The sequence below is a fragment of the Achromobacter sp. MYb9 genome (genome assembly GCF_002975275.1).
In the GTDB taxonomy this organism is placed as follows: Bacteria; Pseudomonadota; Gammaproteobacteria; order Burkholderiales; family Burkholderiaceae_B; genus Achromobacter.
In genome coordinates, this window is sequence record NZ_PCOQ01000010.1 from 39,396 (window position 1) to 55,517 (window position 16,122).

The window sequence follows — 16,122 nt, forward strand, 5'->3', positions numbered from 1 at the left end:
CTTGCGCTACTGCATCTTCAGCCCTAGCTCGGCCACGAAGCGCTTCTCTTCGGCCACTTGCCGCACCGCGTAGTCGGTGTAGGCTTTGCTGTCCATCAGCATGTGGGGCTGATCCGCGTTTTCCAGCGCGCGGTTGTAGTCGGGATCGCGCGCCGCGCGGTGGAATGCCTGCTGCAGCACGGCCACCACTTTGGGATCCATGCCCTTGGGGCCGGCAATGCCTACCGGATTGGAGGCAACGATGGGGTATCCCAATTCCGTCAGTGTCGGGACATCCGGCACGCGCTTGGCGCGGGCATCGCCCATGACCGCCAGCAGGCGCGCCTTGCCGGTATCGATCATCGGCCCCCAGCCCGCGTCGGACACCATCTGGATGTGGCCGCCCAGCAGCGCGGTGGTCTCTTCGGCGGCGCCCTTGTAGGGGATGAAGTTGAACTTCACGTTCGTCAGCCGCGACAGGCGTTCGATGGCGATGCGGCCGGAGCCGCCCGTGCCGGTGCCGCCATAGCTGATCTTCTCGGGGTTCGCGCGCGCATCCGCGATCAGTTCATCCAGCGTTTTCCACGGCGCATCCTGGCGCACGACGATGCCATAGGAATAGGCCGTCATGCAGGCGACATAGGTGAAATCCGTCAGCGGGTCGTAGTTCACTGTTTGCAGGAACGGATAGCGGAACAGCGTGCCTACCACCACCGACACCGTGTATCCGTCGGGCGTGGCGGTCTGGGCCATTGCGGCCGGCCCCAGGGTACCGCCCGCGCCGGGACGGTTGGCGATGATGACGGTCTGCCCCAGCTCGCGCGAGGCCGCCACCGCCAGCGCACGCATCTGCGTATCCGTCGCGCCGCCGGCGGGAAAGGGCACGATCAGCGTGACCGGGCGCGTGGGAAAACCGGCGGCGCGCGCGGGGCGGGAAAATGCCAGCGCGGCGGGCAGCGCCAGCCCCAGTTTGAGCAGGCTGCGGCGGGAGGGCAAGGCGGTGTTGCGATGATGATCGGTCATTGTTGTCTCCGTCCTGGTTGTCTTGGGCGCCGCGCATTCAATGCCGCGCCTGATGCATCGGCCGTATGTGCCTACCGCGCGATGCCGCGTCCGGTCAGGCTGGCGATGCCGGCGTCGTCGTAACCGGCCTCGCGCAGGATCTGATCGGTATGTTCGCCAGGCAACGGCGCCTGGCGGTGAATGGCGAATTGGAACCCCGACATCTTCACGGGGCTGGCGATGTGCGCGCCCGGCCCGTAAGCCGGGTGCTCGGTGTGATGCACCATGCCGCGTGCGGCGAATTGCGGATGCGCCAGGCTTTCAGACAGTTTCAGCACGGGCGACACGCAGCAGTCGGCGCCCTCCAGCAACGCCAGCCAGTGCGCCATCGGCCGCGCGCCGAACAGGCGCTGTAATTCGTCCTTGACGTAAGCCTGCTGCGCGGCGCCGCCGTCGCGATGCAGGGACAGAAGGTCGGGGCGTTCCAGGCGGCGGCACAAGGTGTCCCAGAATTTCGGTTCCAGCGCGGCCACGGCCAGATAGCGTCCGTCTTGCGTGCGGTACTGGCCGTAGCAGGCCAGCGCGCCCGACAGGCTGTCGCCGCCCGCCGGCCGCGTGTCGCCCAGGGCATTGAGCGTGGCCAGCGGCACCACGGCGCCGGCCAGCAGGCCGTCGGCGATGGCGATGTCCACATAGCGTCCACGGCCGGTGCGCTGCGCGTCGACCAGCGCCGCCAGAATGCCCATCACGGCGGTCAGGGAACCGCCCAGAATGTCGGCCACGGGAAGGTTGGATAGCGCCGGCGCGTCGGGCGCGCACCCCATCTGATCGGCCACGCCGGCGTAGGCCGAGTAGTTCAGGTCGTGGCCGGCGGCGTCGCATTGCGGGCCATTCTGGCCGTAACCGGTGATGCTGCAATACACCAATCGGGGATTGTGCCGGGACAGCGTGGGATAGTCGGCTTTCAGCCGCGCGGCGACGCCGGGCCGGAAGCTCTCGATCACGATGTCTGCGTCGCGCGCCAGGGCGGCCAGCGCCGCCTGGCCGTCGGCATGCTTCAAATCCAGGCGCAGGCCGCGCTTGTTGCGGTTGCACACCGCGCGCAGCGCAGGCGGCGCATAGTCGCCGGCCTGGGTATCCTCGATCTTGACGACGTCGGCGCCCAGGTCGGCCAGATACTGCGCGCCCAACGGGCCGGGCAGCAAGCGCGACAGGTCCAGGACCCTGATGCCCGCAAGCGGGGCGGTGTTCGGCGTATCCAAAGAGGGACTCCGGTAAATACGAAGAGGCGCCCGGCCAGGCGGGAAAACCAGTCTAGGCGCGGCTTTGCGGCTAACCAATGGCGAAATCGCTGATTCCGCTTGGCGGGAATGCTCATGCCGGGCATTCCACCCGGCAGGGGCTTTGGCTACCATCGACGCTGCCGGTGTTTGCCAGCCGTTGGAATACGCCATGACCCATCACACCATCGCCGTCGAACATATCGCCCAGATCCTGCAAGGCGCACGCAGCCGGGGCGTGGACGTGGATCGCGTCCTGGTGCGCGCCGACGTGCCGCCCACGCTGCTGCAGGCGCCGATGGCTCGTGTGTCGCAGGCGCAATTCGCGCAGATACTGCGGATGCTGCGGCGCGCCACGCGTGATGATTTCCTGGCGTTGGGGCAGCATCCCGTGCCCATGGGCGCATTCGCCCATGCCTGCCGGCTGGCCTTGCAGGAGCCCACGGTGGGGCAGGCGTTGCGCGCGGCGTTCCGCTACTACCACGGTGTGCTGCGCGACTTCACGGCGCGGCTGTGCGTCAGCGGCGAATCCGCCCACATCGTGCTGGACTCGCGCGGCGAGCGCCGGGGCACGCAATGGTATGGCGAACGCACCTTTCTGTTCTTCACGTTGGGGGTGGCCAATTGGCTGGCCGCCCGGCGGATTCCCGTGTCGGGCGTGGACTACAACGAAGGCGCGCGCAGCGCCGACGCGCACAAGGTATTCCATGCGCCCGTGCGCTACGGGCAACCCGTGTCGGGCCTGTGGCTGGAATCGCGCTGGCTGGCGTTGCCGGTGGTTCAGGACGCACAGGCGTTGAAGGCGTTTCTGGCGAACGCCCCGTTCGACTTGCTGGTGAAGTACCAGGACCGCGCGACCCTGACGGACCGCATCCGCCGGCTGTTGCGCAGCGACTTGTCCGCCGAACTGCCGTCGCTGGCGCAGGTCAGCGCGCAGTTGTCGATGACGCCGCAAACCCTCAGGCGGCATCTGCGCGAAGAGGGCCAGGGATTCCAGGTGCTGAAAGACGACCTGCGCCGGGACGCGGCGGTGGAGTACCTGGGCCGGCACGACTTGTCCCTGATGGATATCGCGGAACGGCTGGGCTTTTCCGAATCCAGCACGTTCCATCGCGCATTCAAGAAATGGACCGGTGTATCGCCGGGCGAATACCGCCGCAACCGCCTGGTGTGCGGTCCCGCCTGCCTGCCGTCGGCTGTTGACACTTTCCGCCAATCCGTTTGACGCCTGCGGCCATTGCCGCCCGCAGCGCCTGACGAGAAGCTATGGGCTCGGCAACGGTCGGGCGCATGGCGTCCGGCTGGACACGACAGCGGGCCACAGAGACCGCGTGCCGCAGGAGACAAAGCCATGTATCTGACGCAAGGCCTGCATCGCGCAAGCCAGCTGTATCCCGCGAAGATCGCGTTGCGCGAAGGCGCGCAGTGCTGGACGTACCCCGAACTGCTGGCGTGGGCGGCGCGCAAGGCCGCGGTACTGCAAGACCAGGGCGTGCAGCCGGGCGACCGCGTCGCCTTGCTGGGCGCCAATAGCGCGGCCTATGTGTCGTGGATGCTGGCTTGCTGGTGGCTGGGGGCGGCGATCCAACCCTTGAATACCCGCTGGAGTGGCGCCGAACTGACGCAGGGGCTGGCCGACGGCGCTCCGCGCCTGTTGCTGGTCGATGAAGCGCTTGCGCCGCGCATGGCCGATGTGGCGGCGCCGTCCCTGCCGCACGTGCGGATGATGGCGGCGCTGGAAGCCCTGGCCGCCGCCGCCGCGCCTATCGAAGACCTGCGCGCGGGCGGCGCCACGCTGGCCGCCATTCTGTATACGGGCGGCACCACCGGCTTTCCCAAGGGCGCGATGCTGACGCACGCGAACCTGTGGAGCGCCGCCGTCGCACGGCTGGCCACCGTGCCGACGGACGCGGACAGCTGCGTGCTGCTGGTGGCGCCGCTGTTCCATGTGGCGGGGCTGGGGCGCTTGATGGGCCAGTTCCTGGCGGGCGCGTCCGTGGTGATGCAGCGCGGCTTCAATCCGAAGGCGGCGTTGCAGTCCTTGCAGGACGACGGCATCACCGAAGTGTTGCTGGTGCCCAGCATGATCCAGATGCTGTTGGATGAACCCGGATTCCCAGACTACCGGCTGGATGGCGTGCAGCGCGTCATCTGGGGCGCGTCGCCCATTTCGCCGGCGTTGCTGACGCGTGCGCTGGCCGCGTTTCCAAAAGCGGAATTCGTGCATGCCTACGGCATGACGGAAACATCGGCCATGGTGGCGATCAATGCGGACGTCCGGCAGGGCGGCCCGCGCGCAATGTCCGCCGGCCGTCCCGCCGTGGGGGTGGAAGTGCGCATCCTGACGCCCGACGGGCGGAACGCCGCGGTCGGCGAGGTCGGCGAGCTGGCGGTGCGCGGCCCCATGGTGATATCGGGCTATTGGAACCTGCCCGACGAGACCGCCCGCGCGTTCGCCGACGGCTGGCTGTTGACGGGCGATGCCGCGCGCCTGGACGAGGCGGGCTACCTGACCGTGGTCGACCGCTTGAAGGACATGATCGTCAGCGGGGGCGAAAACGTCTACGCCGCGGAGGTCGAGGCCGTGCTGGCGCAGCACGCGGCGGTGGCGCGCTGCGCGGTGATCGGCGTGGCCCATGAACGCTGGGGCGAAGCGGTGCATGCGGTGATCGTGGCGCGCGCCGGCCACGCGCCTGACGTCGACGCGCTGCACGCCCATTGCCGTCAATGGCTGGCCACCTACAAATGCCCCAAAAGCTATGAATTCCGCGACGACCTTCCCATGTCGGCGGCAGGCAAGGTGTTGAAGTCCGTGCTACGGCAGGGCCATGAATCCCCGCGTGCGGCCCAGGCCGCGACGCCTCTCAAGGAGAAGCAGGCATGAATCGAAAAGTATGGGTTGCCGGTGTCGGCATGATCCCGTTCAGCAAGCCCGGTGCAAGCGAACCGTATTCCGTGATGGGCATGCGCGCCGTGCGCGAAGCCTTGAAGGATGCCGGCGCGCCCTATGACGCCGTGCAGCAAGCCTATGCGGGCTACGTCTACGGCGATTCAACGTCCGGCCAGGCGGTGGTGTACGGCGTGGGCCTGACGGGCATTCCCGTCTTCAACGTGAACAACAATTGCGCCAGCGGATCCTCCGCGTTGTTCCTGGCGCGCCAGGCGGTGGAAAGCGGCGCGGTGGAGTGCGCGCTGGCGGTGGGCTTCGAGCAAATGGTGCCCGGCGCGCTGAAAGGCGTGTACGAGGACCGCCCGTCGCCTTTGTCGGCGTTCGTGTCGTCCATGACGGACCTGCAGGGGTACGACGCGGCCAAGCCGCGCGCGGCGCAGTTCTTCGGCGGCGCGGGCCGCGACTACATGAAGGAACACGGTATCCGGGCCGATACGTTCGCGCGGATTTCGGTCAAGGCACGCCAGCACGCGGCGCGCAATCCGTACGCGGTGTTCCGCCAGACGGTAACCTTGGACGAAGTGCTGGCCGCGCCCATGATCTTTGATCCCTTGACCCGCTTGCAGTGCTGCCCGCCCACCTGCGGCGCGGCGGCGGCCATCTTGTGTTCGGACGATTTCGCGCGCCGCCATGGTTTGTCGCCAGCGGTCAGCATCGCCGCCCAGGCCATGACGACCGACACGCCGTCGACGTTCGGCGACGGCGATATGCGCAAGCTCGTGGGCTACGACATGACGCGCGCCGCGGCCGACCTCGTGTATGAGGCGGCTGGCGTCGATCCGGCGGATGTGGATGTGGTGGAACTGCACGACTGCTTCACCGCGAACGAACTGATCACCTATGAAGGCTTGCGGCTGACACCCGAAGGCACTGCCGAACAGTTCATCGTCGACGGCGACAACACCTACGGCGGCCGCGTGGTGACCAATCCTTCGGGTGGCCTGTTGTCCAAGGGCCATCCGCTGGGCGCGACCGGCCTGGCGCAATGCGCGGAACTGGTCTGGCAATTGCGCGGGCAGGCGGATCTGCGCCAGGTGGATGGGGCGCGGCTGGCGCTCCAGCACAACCTGGGGCTGGGCGGCGCCTGCGTCGTGACGCTGTATCAGGCCGCCTGAGGAGACCGCCATGCTGGACACCCGACATATCGGCGCCGAGCTGCCCGCATTCACCACGAGGGTGGAAGCGGGGCGGTTGCGGTTCTTCGCCAAAGCGACGGGGCAAGATGACCCCATCTATGCCGACGAGGCCGCTGCGCGCGCCGCCGGCCATCCCGCCTTGCCCGTGCCTCCGACCTTCTTTTTCTGTCTGGAAATGGATAGCCCGCGTCCTGCCGCCATGCGCGAGCTATTGGGCATCGACATCGGCCGGGTGCTGCACGGCGAACAGGGCTTCACGTATCACGCCATGGCGCATGCAGGCGACGTGCTGCGCTTTGAGCCGCGCATCACCGACATCTATGCCAAGAAAGGCGGCGCGCTGGAATTCGTGGTGCGCGAAACGAGAGTGACGGGCGCAGCCGGAAAACTGGTGGCTGAACTGCGCGCCGTCACCGTCGTGCGCAATGGTTGAGGAGAGCGCGATGAGCGGCAACGGATATCAAGATGCCCGGGCGGGCGACGCGCTGCCCGGTTTCACGGCGGGCCCCATCAGCCGGCATGCGCTGGCGCTGTACTGCGGCGCATCGGGCGACCACAACCCTATTCACGTGGACCTGGACTTTGCCCGGTCGGCAGGCATGGACGACGTATTCGCGCACGGCATGCTGTCGGCGGCCTATCTGGCGCGGTTGCTGACGAACTGGGCGCCGCAGTCGGCGCTGCGCGAATTTGCCGTGCGCTTCGTGGCGATCACGCACGTGGGCGACGAAGTGCGCTGCACCGGCCAGGTGGTCGAGCGCTTCGAGGCGCAAGGCGAAACCCGGTTGCGGGTCGAACTCAATGCCCGCAGCCAGACGGGTGAACTCAGGTTGAGCGGCTTGGCGGTTCTGGCCGCGCCTTGAATACGGAACAGGAGACAGACGATGGGAACGCTTGAAGGAAAGGTTGCGCTGGTGTCGGGGTCGGGCCGTGGCATCGGCCAGGAAATCGCGCTGAAGCTGGCGCGTGAAGGCGCGAAGGTTGTCGTGAACGACCTGGACGCCGGCCCTGCCGAAGACACGGTGGCCATGATCCGCCAACTAGGCGGACAGGCGCAGGCCTGCGTGGGCAGCGTGACGGAATCCGGCTTTGCCGAGCGCTTCGTGGGTACGGCGGTGGACGCGTTCGGCGGGCTGGACATCATCGTGAACAACGCCGGCTATACCTGGGACAACGTAATCCAGAAAATGACCGACGAGCAGTGGGACGAGATTCTGGCGGTGCACCTGTCCGCCCCGTTTCGAATCCTGCGCGCGGCTTCGGGCTTCATCCGTGAAGCCGCCAAGGCCGAGGCGGCGCAGGGGCGCGAGGTCTTCCGCAAGGTGGTGAATATTTCGTCCACGTCGGGCGTGATGGGCAATGCGGGCCAGGCCAATTATGCGGCCGCCAAGGCGGGCATCAACGGGTTGACGCGTGCCTTGGCCAAGGAGTGGGGGCGCTACAAAGTCAATGTGAACAGCGTGGCGTTCGGCCTGATCAAGACCCGCCTGACGGAGGCGGCGGCCGATGGCGATGCCACGCTGGATATCCAGGGCCGCCAGATCAAGGTGGGCGTGAATCCGCAGGTGCTGAAGAACGCCGAAAGCCTGATCCCGATTGGCCGCGCCGGCACGCCGGCGGAAGCGGCGGGGGCCGTGTACCTGTTCTGCCTGCCGGAATCCAACTACGTCAGCGGCCAGGTGCTGGTCGTGGGCGGCGGCCGTCCTTGATGCCGGGGGAGACGCTGATGGACACGCCACGGCAAGGCTGGATGGACGCGGATTTGACGCTATTCCAGGATTCCACGCGCCGCTTGTTCGAAAAGGAGTTCGTGCCTGACGAGGAAAAGTGGCGCAAGCAGCAGCATGCCGACCGCGAGGTCTGGCACAAGGCGGGCCGCATGGGCCTGCTGTGCGTCAGCATGCCCGAGGATTATGGCGGCGGCGGCGGCACCTTCGCCCACGAGGCCATCGTGGCGGCGGAGCAGGCGCGCGCCATGGTCTATGGCTTCAGCAACAACGTGCACAGCGCGATTCTGGCGCATTACATCCTGAACTACGGCACCGAAGCGCAAAAACAGTGTTGGCTGCCCAAGATGGCGACGGGGGAACTGGTAGGCGCTATCGCAATGAGCGAACCCGGCGCGGGCTCTGACCTGAAAAGCGTGCGCACCACCGCGGTTCGCGACGGCGACGCCTACGTGGTCAACGGCTCGAAGACCTTTATCACCAACGGCCTGCATGCCGACCTGATCTGCGTGGTGGCCAAGACGGATCCGCACGCCGGTTCGCGCGGCGTATCGCTGATCATGGTCGAGACCCGGGACCTGCCAGGGTTCCGGCGTGGCCGTCTGTTGGAGAAACTGGGCCAGAAAAGCCTGGATACGGCAGAGCTCTTCTTCGACGGCGTGCGGGTGCCTGCCGCCAATCTGCTGGGCGAAGCGGAAGGACGCGGTTTCACGCAACTGATGCAGCAATTGCCGCGTGAGCGGCTGCTGATCGCCGTGGGTGCGGTGGCGACAATGCGGCGCGCCATCGACGAGACGGTGGCCTACACCCGGACGCGGCAGGTATTCGGGCAACCGTTGATCGACATGCAGAACACGCGCTTCAAGCTGGCTGAATGCGAGACCGTGGCGACCATCGCGGCGCGTTTCGTCGACGATTGCATTACGCGGCAGCTGGAGGGCGTGCTGGACCTGTCCACCGCCGCCATGGCGAAGTGGTGGACGACGCAGATGAACTGCCAGGTGATCGACGAATGCCTGCAACTGCATGGCGGCTACGGCTACATGCTGGAATACCCCATCGCCCGCATGTATGCCGACGCGCGCGTGGGCAAGATCTACGGCGGATCGAACGAGATCATGAAAGAGATCATTGCCCGCGGCATGACCGCCTGAGGGGGGAGACACGAATGCAGCAAGCGCATCATCAATATTGGCCCAAGGGGCTGCCGCACCACATCAGCCAACCCCAATCCAGCCTGGTCTTCAATCTGGAGGCCTCGGCCACGCGGTATCCCGGCAAGCCCGCCATCGTGTTCTACGACACGGTACTGGACTATGCGCGGCTCAAGCGCGAGGTCGACGCGATGGCCGGCTATCTGCAGCATGGCGCCGGCGTGCAGGCGGGCGACCGCGTATTGCTGCTTAGCCAGAACTGCCCGCAGTTCATCATTGCCTATTACGCGATCTTGCGTGCCGAGGCCGTGGTCGTGCCGGTGAACGCGATGAGCACGCCCGACGAACTGGCGCATTATCTGCAAGACAGCGGCGCCCGCGTGGCGTTCGCGGCGCAGGAACTGGCCGGGCGGTTGGCGGGTTTCGTGGACGACGGCCGGCTGGACCGCGTGATCGTCCATACCTATTCCGACTACCTGGGGCCCGGCGACGGCGGCCTGGCGCCTCCGGACTGGATCGCCGCGCCGCGGCGGACGCCCGACGTCGCGGGTGGCGTGCCCTGGTACGGTGCGCTGGCGCTCAACGCGCCGCCCGCGCCGCACAAGGCGACGGCCGCCGACCTGTGCCTGTTGCCCTACACGTCGGGCACGACCGGCCGCCCCAAGGGGTGCCGGCACACGCACGGCACGCTGGGCGCGGCGGTGACGGGATCGCAACTGTGGCGGGGCCTGACCGCCGAAGCCGTGATCATGGGGGTGGCGCCCATGTTTCACCTGCTGGGCATGCAGAACTGCATGAACCTGCCGATCCTGTTGGGGGCGACCGTCGTCCTGTTGCCGCGATGGGACCGCCAGGTGGCGGCGCACTTGATGGCGCGGCATCGGGTCAGCGTGTGGGCCGCGCCGCCCGCGATGGTCGTGGATTTCTTCGCGCAGCCCGGCATTGAATCGTTCGACCTGTCCAACCTGGCCTTGTTGTGCGGCGGCGGCGCGCCCATGCCCGAATCCGTGGCGGCCATGCTGGCCGAGCGCTACGGCATCATCTTCAACGAAGCCTACGGGCTGACCGAAACGGCATCGTTCCTGCATTGCAATCCCATGCAGCGCAATAAGCGCCAGTGCATCGGCGTGCCGACGTTCGGGGTGGATACGCGGGTGGTGGACCCGTCGACGCTGGCGGAATTGCCGCCTGGCGAGACCGGCGAACTGGTCACGCGGGGCGCGCAGATCATGCAGGGCTATTGGAATAACCCCGCCGCCGATGCCGACGCGTTCTTCGTGCTGGACGGGGAGAGGTACTTCCGCACCGGGGATCTGGGCCGCGTGGACGAAGACGGCTATTTCTTCGTGACCGACCGCCTGAAGCGCATGATCAACGCGTCGGGTTACAAGGTCTGGCCAGCCGAGGTCGAGAACGCCCTGTACGAGCACCCCGCCGTGCACGAAGCCTGCGTGATCGGCGTGCCCGACCCCTGTCGGGGTGAAACGGTAAAGGCGTTGCTGGTGTTGCGGCCCGAAGCGCGCGATAACGCTCGTGAAGACGAGGTGATCGCCTGGGCGCGCACGCGCATGGCGGCCTACAAGGCGCCGCGCATCGTGGAGTTCGTCGATGCGCTGCCCAAGTCAAGCACGGGCAAGATCCTATGGCGCCAGTTGCAAGAGGCGGGGCGCGTCCCTCGGGCTTGATGCCATGTGCCCAAGGGCGGGGCCCGGCAGCGGCATTACGCCGTGGTGTCGCCCGCCGCTTCAGGCTGATAGAGAATTTCTTCGATCGTGGCGGCGTGCTCGGTCTGGTTGGGGGCGGTCCAGGTGACGCGCTGGCCCTGGCGCGAACCGATCAGGCTCAGCCCCAGCGGCGACAGCACCGACACTTGGCCTTGCGCAAGGTTGGCGTCCGCCGGGTAGCACAGCGTGACGATCATTTCGTCGCCGTTGGCGTTCAGCAGGCGCAGGCGGGAGCGCATCGTGACGATGTCTGGCGTGACGTCTTCCAGCGTGATGATCGGCGCCGAATCCAGGATGTCCTGCGTGGCGTCGATGGCATCGCGCGACAGCGCGGCGGCGCTGCCGGGGCGGGTGATCATGCCGAGCAGGCGGGCGTGGTCCAGGGCGGTGATCAGTTTGTCTTGCGGCAAGGCGTTCATATTGATTCTTCTAAGACGAATGGCCCCCCTTGGCAGACGCTTTTCAGGTTTGCTCGGGCGAGGCGATGGAGGAGGCGACTGCGAAAGCCGGTCCCGAGGGGCGTGCCGCCATGCGGCGGGGGGCGGATAAGCGCCCTGTTCCCTGGGGAGAGCCTACGCGGGCTGGGTCAAGCGTCTTTGCGGCGCAGGTTTTCGCGCGTTTGGCGCGCAATCTGCTGTCGGCAACAGCCCAGTATATAGGCCATTGCCGACGCGAGGGGGGCGAAGGCCTGGAAAGCGGGCGGACGCCTCCACCCGCCAAGCGCCTTCCGGGTGGGAATCAGCCCTTGATGAAGGCCAGCAGGTCCGGATTGATGACGTCGCCGTGCGTGGTCAGCATGCCATGCGGGAACCCCGCATACACCTTCAGCGTGCCGTGCTTCAGCAGTTTGACCGCCAGCTTCGAAGAGTCGTCGATGGGCACGATCTGATCGTCGTCGCCGTGCATGACGAGCGTCGGCACGGTGATGGCCTTCAGGTCTTCGGTCTGGTCGGTTTCCGAAAAGGCCTTGATGCCCTCGTAGTGCGCCTTGGCCGAGCCGATCATGCCTTGCCGCCACCAGTTGTTGATGACGCCTTGCGATACCTTGGCGTCCGGGCGGTTGAAACCGTAAAAGGGGCCGGAAGCGACATCGGTGAAGAACTGGGCGCGGTTGGCGGCGAGGGCAGCGCGGAAGCCGTCGAACACCTCGATCGGCGTGCCGCCGGGGTTGGCGTCGGTCTTGACCATCAAGGGCGGCACGGCGCTGACCAGCACGGCGCGGGCGACGCGGCCCTGCGGCTGGCCAAACTTGGCGACATAGCGCGCGACTTCGCCGCCGCCGGTGGAATGGCCGATGTGGACGGTGTTGCGCAGATCCAGGTGTTCGACCACCGCCGACGCGTCGGCGGCATAGTGATCCATGTCGTGGCCGTCGCTGACCTGGCTGGAACGGCCATGGCCGCGGCGGTCATGCGCGATGACGCGAAAGCCCTTGGCGACGAAGTACAGCATCTGGGCGTCCCAGTCGTCGCTCGACAAGGGCCAGCCGTGGTGGAACATGATGGGCTGGGCCGTTTTAGGGCCCCAGTCCTTGAAATAGATCTGCACGCCGTCGGGGGTGGTGATGGTGCTCATGGTCAGTGACTCCGGGAGAGGCAGGAAAGGGAGGTACCGCAGGAGAGGCCGGGCTGGGAAGCCGGCCGATTCACAGCGTAACGCGCATACCGCCCCGTCGCTTGTACGTTATCAAGCGCCTTTGGATGAAATCATCCTGCCTTGCCGGCACGCGATCGCCCGCGCCCGTTCCTGGTGCCCCGTCCCCCAGACCTGCCCGCCGCCGGTTGAACCGGCGCCCGTCCGGGACTAAGCTCAAGGCTGGCTATCGTAAGCGGCGCTTGGGGATCCGCACGTCAGCAGCACCGGACCCGCTCGCCGCAAGGAGAGCAGCATGCGGCATGCAGTGGATCTGTCCGGGCGCGTGGCGATCGTCACCGGCGCCAATTCCGGGATCGGGCGCGGTATTGCCCTGGAAATGGCGGCGGCGGGCGCGCGCGTGGTCGTGAATCACCGTTCCAATGAAGACGCCGAACGGCGCGGCGCCGACGTGGTGCAAGCCATCTTGCGGGCGGGGGGGCAGGCCGTCACCGCGGCCGCCGACATCAGCCGCGAGGAAGACGTCGAAGGCCTGTTCCGCGTGGCGCTGGACCACTTCCAGAACGTCGACATCCTGGTCAACAACGCCGGCATCGAGCGGCCTGCCGCCATTCAGGATATGACGCTGGCGCAATGGCAGGCGGTGATCGACACCAATCTGACCGGCCAGTTCCTGTGCGCCCGCGCCGCGGTGCGGGCGTTTCTGAACCGGGCGCCCCCGGCCTCCGCCGATGGGGCCGCAGGCAAGATTATTTTCATCAGTTCGGTCCACGAGGTGATTCCCTGGGCGTTCCAGGCCAACTACGCCGCGTCCAAAGGGGGCGTGTCGCTGTTGATGCAGTCCCTGGCGCAAGAGTTGGCCCCCTTGAAAATCCGGGTCAACTCCGTGGCGCCCGGAGCGATACGGACGCCCATCAACGCGCCTGCCTGGAACACGCCGGAGAGCATGGCGTCGTTGCTGAAGCTGATCCCGTATGGCCGCATCGGCGAACCGGAGGACGTGGCGCGCGCCGTGGCGTGGCTGGCCAGCGACGACTCCGACTATGTAACGGGGTCGACCTTGTTCGTCGACGGCGGGATGACGCTGTATCCCGCCTTTCGCGGCGCGGGTTGAGCCGATGTCGAAGCCCCTCGAAGACTACGGCTTGATTGGCAACATGTTGTCGGCCGCGCTGGTGGCGCGCGACGGCTCCATCGACTGGCTGTGCCTGCCGCATTTCGATTCGCCGGCATGCTTCGCGGCATTGCTGGGCGATGACAGCCATGGCCGCTGGCTGCTGACGCCAGGCGCTCCCGACGCCATCACCACGCGGCGCTACCTGCCCGACACGGCCGTGTTGGAAACGCGCCATGAAACCCCTGGCGGCGTGGTGCGCGTTTATGACTTCATGCCCCTGAGCGACGACGAAGAGCGTGTCGACGTGGTGCGTATCGTGCAGGGCGAGTCGGGCCAGGTAGACATGCAGATGGACCTGACGCTGCGCTTCAATTACGGGCAGGCGGTGCCCTGGGTGCGCCGGCGCGATTATGGGCTGAGCGCCATCGCCGGGCCCGATGCCGTGGAACTGCATACGGCGGTGCCGTTGGCCGGCCGCGACATGAAAAGCGTGGCGGAATTCACCGTGCGCCAAGGCGAAACCGTGCCCTTCACCCTGTCGTATCACCGTTCGCACAAGACGCCGCATTTCGTGCCGGACCGCATGGAAAGCATGGACCGCACGATCGCGTGGTGGCATGAATGGGCCAAGCGCTGCCATTGGGAAAACGGACCGGGTGAACGGCGAGATGCCGTCGTGCGCTCGCTCATCACGCTGAAACTGCTGACTTTTCAACCCACCGGAGGCATTGTCGCGGCGCCGACGACATCGTTGCCCGAACAGTTGGGCGGCAGCCGCAACTGGGATTACCGGCATTGCTGGCTGCGCGATTCCGCGCTGACGCTGTATGCGCTGCTGAATGCCGGCTACCGCGAGGAAGCCGAGGCCTGGCGCCAATGGCTGTTGCGCGCGGCGGCGGGGCACCCGAACCAATTGCAGATCATGTACGGCATCGCGGGCCAGCGCTGGTTGCCCGAACACGACATTCCCTGGCTGCCGGGCTACGAGGGGAGTGCACCCGTGCGGCTGGGCAACGCCGCTGCCGGCCAGATGCAGCTGGATGTCTATGGCGAGCTGATCGAAACGCTGCACGCCGCGCGCGTGGCGGACCTTGCGCCGCTGGCCGAAGCGTGGCGCATGCAGAAAGTGCTGCTGAAGCCGCTTGAAGAACTGTGGCGCCTGCCGGACCACGGTATCTGGGAAATGCGGGGGCCGCGCCGCGCGTTCACGCATTCGCGGCTGATGTGCTGGGTGGCGCTGGACCGTACCGTGAAATCGTGTGAACGCTTCGGGCTTGAGGGGCCGGTGGATTGCTGGCGGGCGCTGGCCGACGAGATCCGCCAGGACATCTGCACGCATGGCTATGACGCCGGGCGCAATACCTTCGTGCAGTACTACGGCGGCACGGCGCTGGATGCCAGCCTGCTGCTGATCCCGCAGGTGGGTTTTCTGCCGGCGGACGACCCGCGCGTGGCCGGCACCGTGCAGGCCATCGAGCGCGAACTGCTGCGCGACGGCCTATTGCTGCGCTATTCGACCCAGCACAGCGACGATGGCTTGCCCGGCGACGAAGGCGCATTCCTGGCGTGCAGCTTCTGGCTGGCCGACGCCTACATCATGCAGGGGCGGCTGGACGATGCGTGCCGGTTGTTCGACCACATCCTGTCGCTGCGCAACGACCTGGGCCTGCTGGCCGAAGAGTACGACGTGGCGCGCAAGCGGCTGGTGGGCAATTTCCCGCAGGGCTTTTCGCATATCGGCCTGGTCAATACGGCCTACAACCTGAGCGCCGCCGGCGGCACGGCGCGTCAGCGCTCTTCACGCGACGCGCCTCAGGATTGAGCCTTGCCGGACGCTGTCGCCCCGTCCTTGCTTCGCTTGACCATGTGCAAGAGGGTCTGCAGCAGTTCTTCCCGCGCCTGCGTTTCGGTGATTTCACCGGCCACCGCCGCGTTCGACAGCGCATCGGCGGCGCCGAGCATCGCCCACAAGCTGGCCAGTGACACCGATCCCGGGCTGGCGAAAGGCGCAAAGATCTTTTGGCATTTTTCGATGAAGACCCGCTGATACTGCCTTTTCACGGCGGCGATTTCGGGCGACCCGTCCAGCGCCGCCAGCACGCCGGGAATTTCTCGCCCTTGCGTGATGACGCAGTCGATATACCGCGAGGCGATGACGCCGGCCTTGTCTTTCAATGTGGGTTTGCTGGCCTCGACGGCAGCGTCGATGATCGCCGTCTGCCGAACGTCGAAGTCTTGATAGAGCGCTGCCAGCAGCCCGTTGCGCGTGCCGAAGTGGTCGTACACGACAGGCTTGGAGATGCCGGCTTCTTCAGCCAGCCGACCCAGCGTCAACGCGTCGGTGCCTTCATCGCGGATCAGCTTCCAGGACACGTCCAGCAACTGGCGTAGCCGCGCTTCTTTCGGCAGGCGGCGGCGCGGTGAGGGGGCGGACGGAGCAGACATCGTTTTTTATCCTGA

At 66.7% G+C, this 16,122-nt stretch carries 15 protein-coding genes; 10 read left to right on the forward strand and 5 right to left on the reverse strand.

The features are described from left to right. Positions 1–6 precede the first annotated feature (6 nt). Positions 7–1,002 carry a tripartite tricarboxylate transporter substrate binding protein gene (locus tag CQ050_RS16085; RefSeq protein WP_105557836.1) on the reverse strand — a complete coding sequence of 332 codons (996 nt, stop codon included), beginning with the start codon at positions 1,000–1,002 and terminating at the stop codon, positions 7–9. 71 nt (positions 1,003–1,073) lie between these two features. Further along, entirely contained in the window at positions 1,074–2,243 is a 1,170-nt protein-coding gene (locus CQ050_RS16090; protein WP_199196835.1) for a CaiB/BaiF CoA-transferase family protein, read from the reverse strand. 190 nt (positions 2,244–2,433) lie between these two features. Between CQ050_RS16090 and CQ050_RS16095 the strand changes: the two genes are divergently transcribed. From CQ050_RS16095 to CQ050_RS16130, 8 genes are all read left to right on the forward strand, one after another. Further along, the gene (locus CQ050_RS16095; RefSeq protein WP_105557837.1) at positions 2,434–3,486 is read left to right on the forward strand and encodes an AraC family transcriptional regulator; all 1,053 of its coding nucleotides are present in this window, start codon (positions 2,434–2,436) and stop codon (positions 3,484–3,486) included. 126 nt (positions 3,487–3,612) lie between these two features. Then, complete coding sequence (locus tag CQ050_RS16100; RefSeq protein WP_105557838.1) at positions 3,613–5,145, forward strand: class I adenylate-forming enzyme family protein; 1,533 nt, start codon at positions 3,613–3,615, stop codon at positions 5,143–5,145. Continuing rightward, entirely contained in the window at positions 5,142–6,326 is a 1,185-nt protein-coding gene (locus tag CQ050_RS16105; RefSeq protein ID WP_105557839.1) for a lipid-transfer protein, read from the forward strand. The genes CQ050_RS16100 and CQ050_RS16105 overlap by 4 nt, the downstream gene beginning before the upstream one ends. A gap of 10 nt (positions 6,327–6,336) precedes the next feature. Continuing rightward, entirely contained in the window at positions 6,337–6,780 is a 444-nt protein-coding gene (locus CQ050_RS16110; protein ID WP_105557840.1) for a MaoC family dehydratase N-terminal domain-containing protein, read from the forward strand. A 10-nt stretch (positions 6,781–6,790) separates the two neighbouring features. After that, entirely contained in the window at positions 6,791–7,210 is a 420-nt protein-coding gene (locus CQ050_RS16115) for a MaoC family dehydratase (protein ID WP_105557841.1), read from the forward strand. A gap of 21 nt (positions 7,211–7,231) precedes the next feature. Then, positions 7,232–8,056 carry an SDR family NAD(P)-dependent oxidoreductase gene (locus tag CQ050_RS16120; RefSeq protein WP_105557842.1) on the forward strand — a complete coding sequence of 275 codons (825 nt, stop codon included), beginning with the start codon at positions 7,232–7,234 and terminating at the stop codon, positions 8,054–8,056. Between the two features lie 17 nt (positions 8,057–8,073). After that, positions 8,074–9,228 carry an acyl-CoA dehydrogenase family protein gene (locus CQ050_RS16125; protein WP_105557843.1) on the forward strand — a complete coding sequence of 385 codons (1,155 nt, stop codon included), beginning with the start codon at positions 8,074–8,076 and terminating at the stop codon, positions 9,226–9,228. A gap of 14 nt (positions 9,229–9,242) precedes the next feature. After that, positions 9,243–10,913, forward strand: a complete 1,671-nt coding sequence (locus tag CQ050_RS16130; RefSeq protein WP_105557844.1) for a long-chain fatty acid--CoA ligase — start codon at positions 9,243–9,245, stop codon at positions 10,911–10,913. Between the two features lie 35 nt (positions 10,914–10,948). Here CQ050_RS16130 and CQ050_RS16135 read toward each other — a convergent pair whose 3' ends face one another. Both CQ050_RS16135 and CQ050_RS16140 read right to left on the reverse strand, forming a co-directional pair. Further along, entirely contained in the window at positions 10,949–11,371 is a 423-nt protein-coding gene (locus CQ050_RS16135; protein ID WP_105557845.1) for a GreA/GreB family elongation factor, read from the reverse strand. A gap of 319 nt (positions 11,372–11,690) precedes the next feature. Beyond that, complete coding sequence (locus CQ050_RS16140; protein WP_105557846.1) at positions 11,691–12,527, reverse strand: alpha/beta fold hydrolase; 837 nt, start codon at positions 12,525–12,527, stop codon at positions 11,691–11,693. Positions 12,528–12,840: 313 nt separating this feature from the next. On the opposite strand from CQ050_RS16140, the gene CQ050_RS16145 reads away from it, so the two are divergent. Further along, positions 12,841–13,659 carry a glucose 1-dehydrogenase gene (locus CQ050_RS16145; RefSeq protein ID WP_105557847.1) on the forward strand — a complete coding sequence of 273 codons (819 nt, stop codon included), beginning with the start codon at positions 12,841–12,843 and terminating at the stop codon, positions 13,657–13,659. Between the two features lie 4 nt (positions 13,660–13,663). Next, positions 13,664–15,484: a glycoside hydrolase family 15 protein gene (locus CQ050_RS16150; RefSeq protein WP_105557848.1), complete on the forward strand. Its 1,821-nt coding sequence runs from the start codon at positions 13,664–13,666 to the stop codon at positions 15,482–15,484. Here CQ050_RS16150 and CQ050_RS16155 read toward each other — a convergent pair. Beyond that, positions 15,475–16,107 carry a TetR/AcrR family transcriptional regulator gene (locus CQ050_RS16155; RefSeq protein WP_105557849.1) on the reverse strand — a complete coding sequence of 211 codons (633 nt, stop codon included), beginning with the start codon at positions 16,105–16,107 and terminating at the stop codon, positions 15,475–15,477. The two genes, CQ050_RS16150 and CQ050_RS16155, sit on opposite strands and share 10 nt — an antisense overlap. Positions 16,108–16,122: the final 15 nt, after the last annotated feature.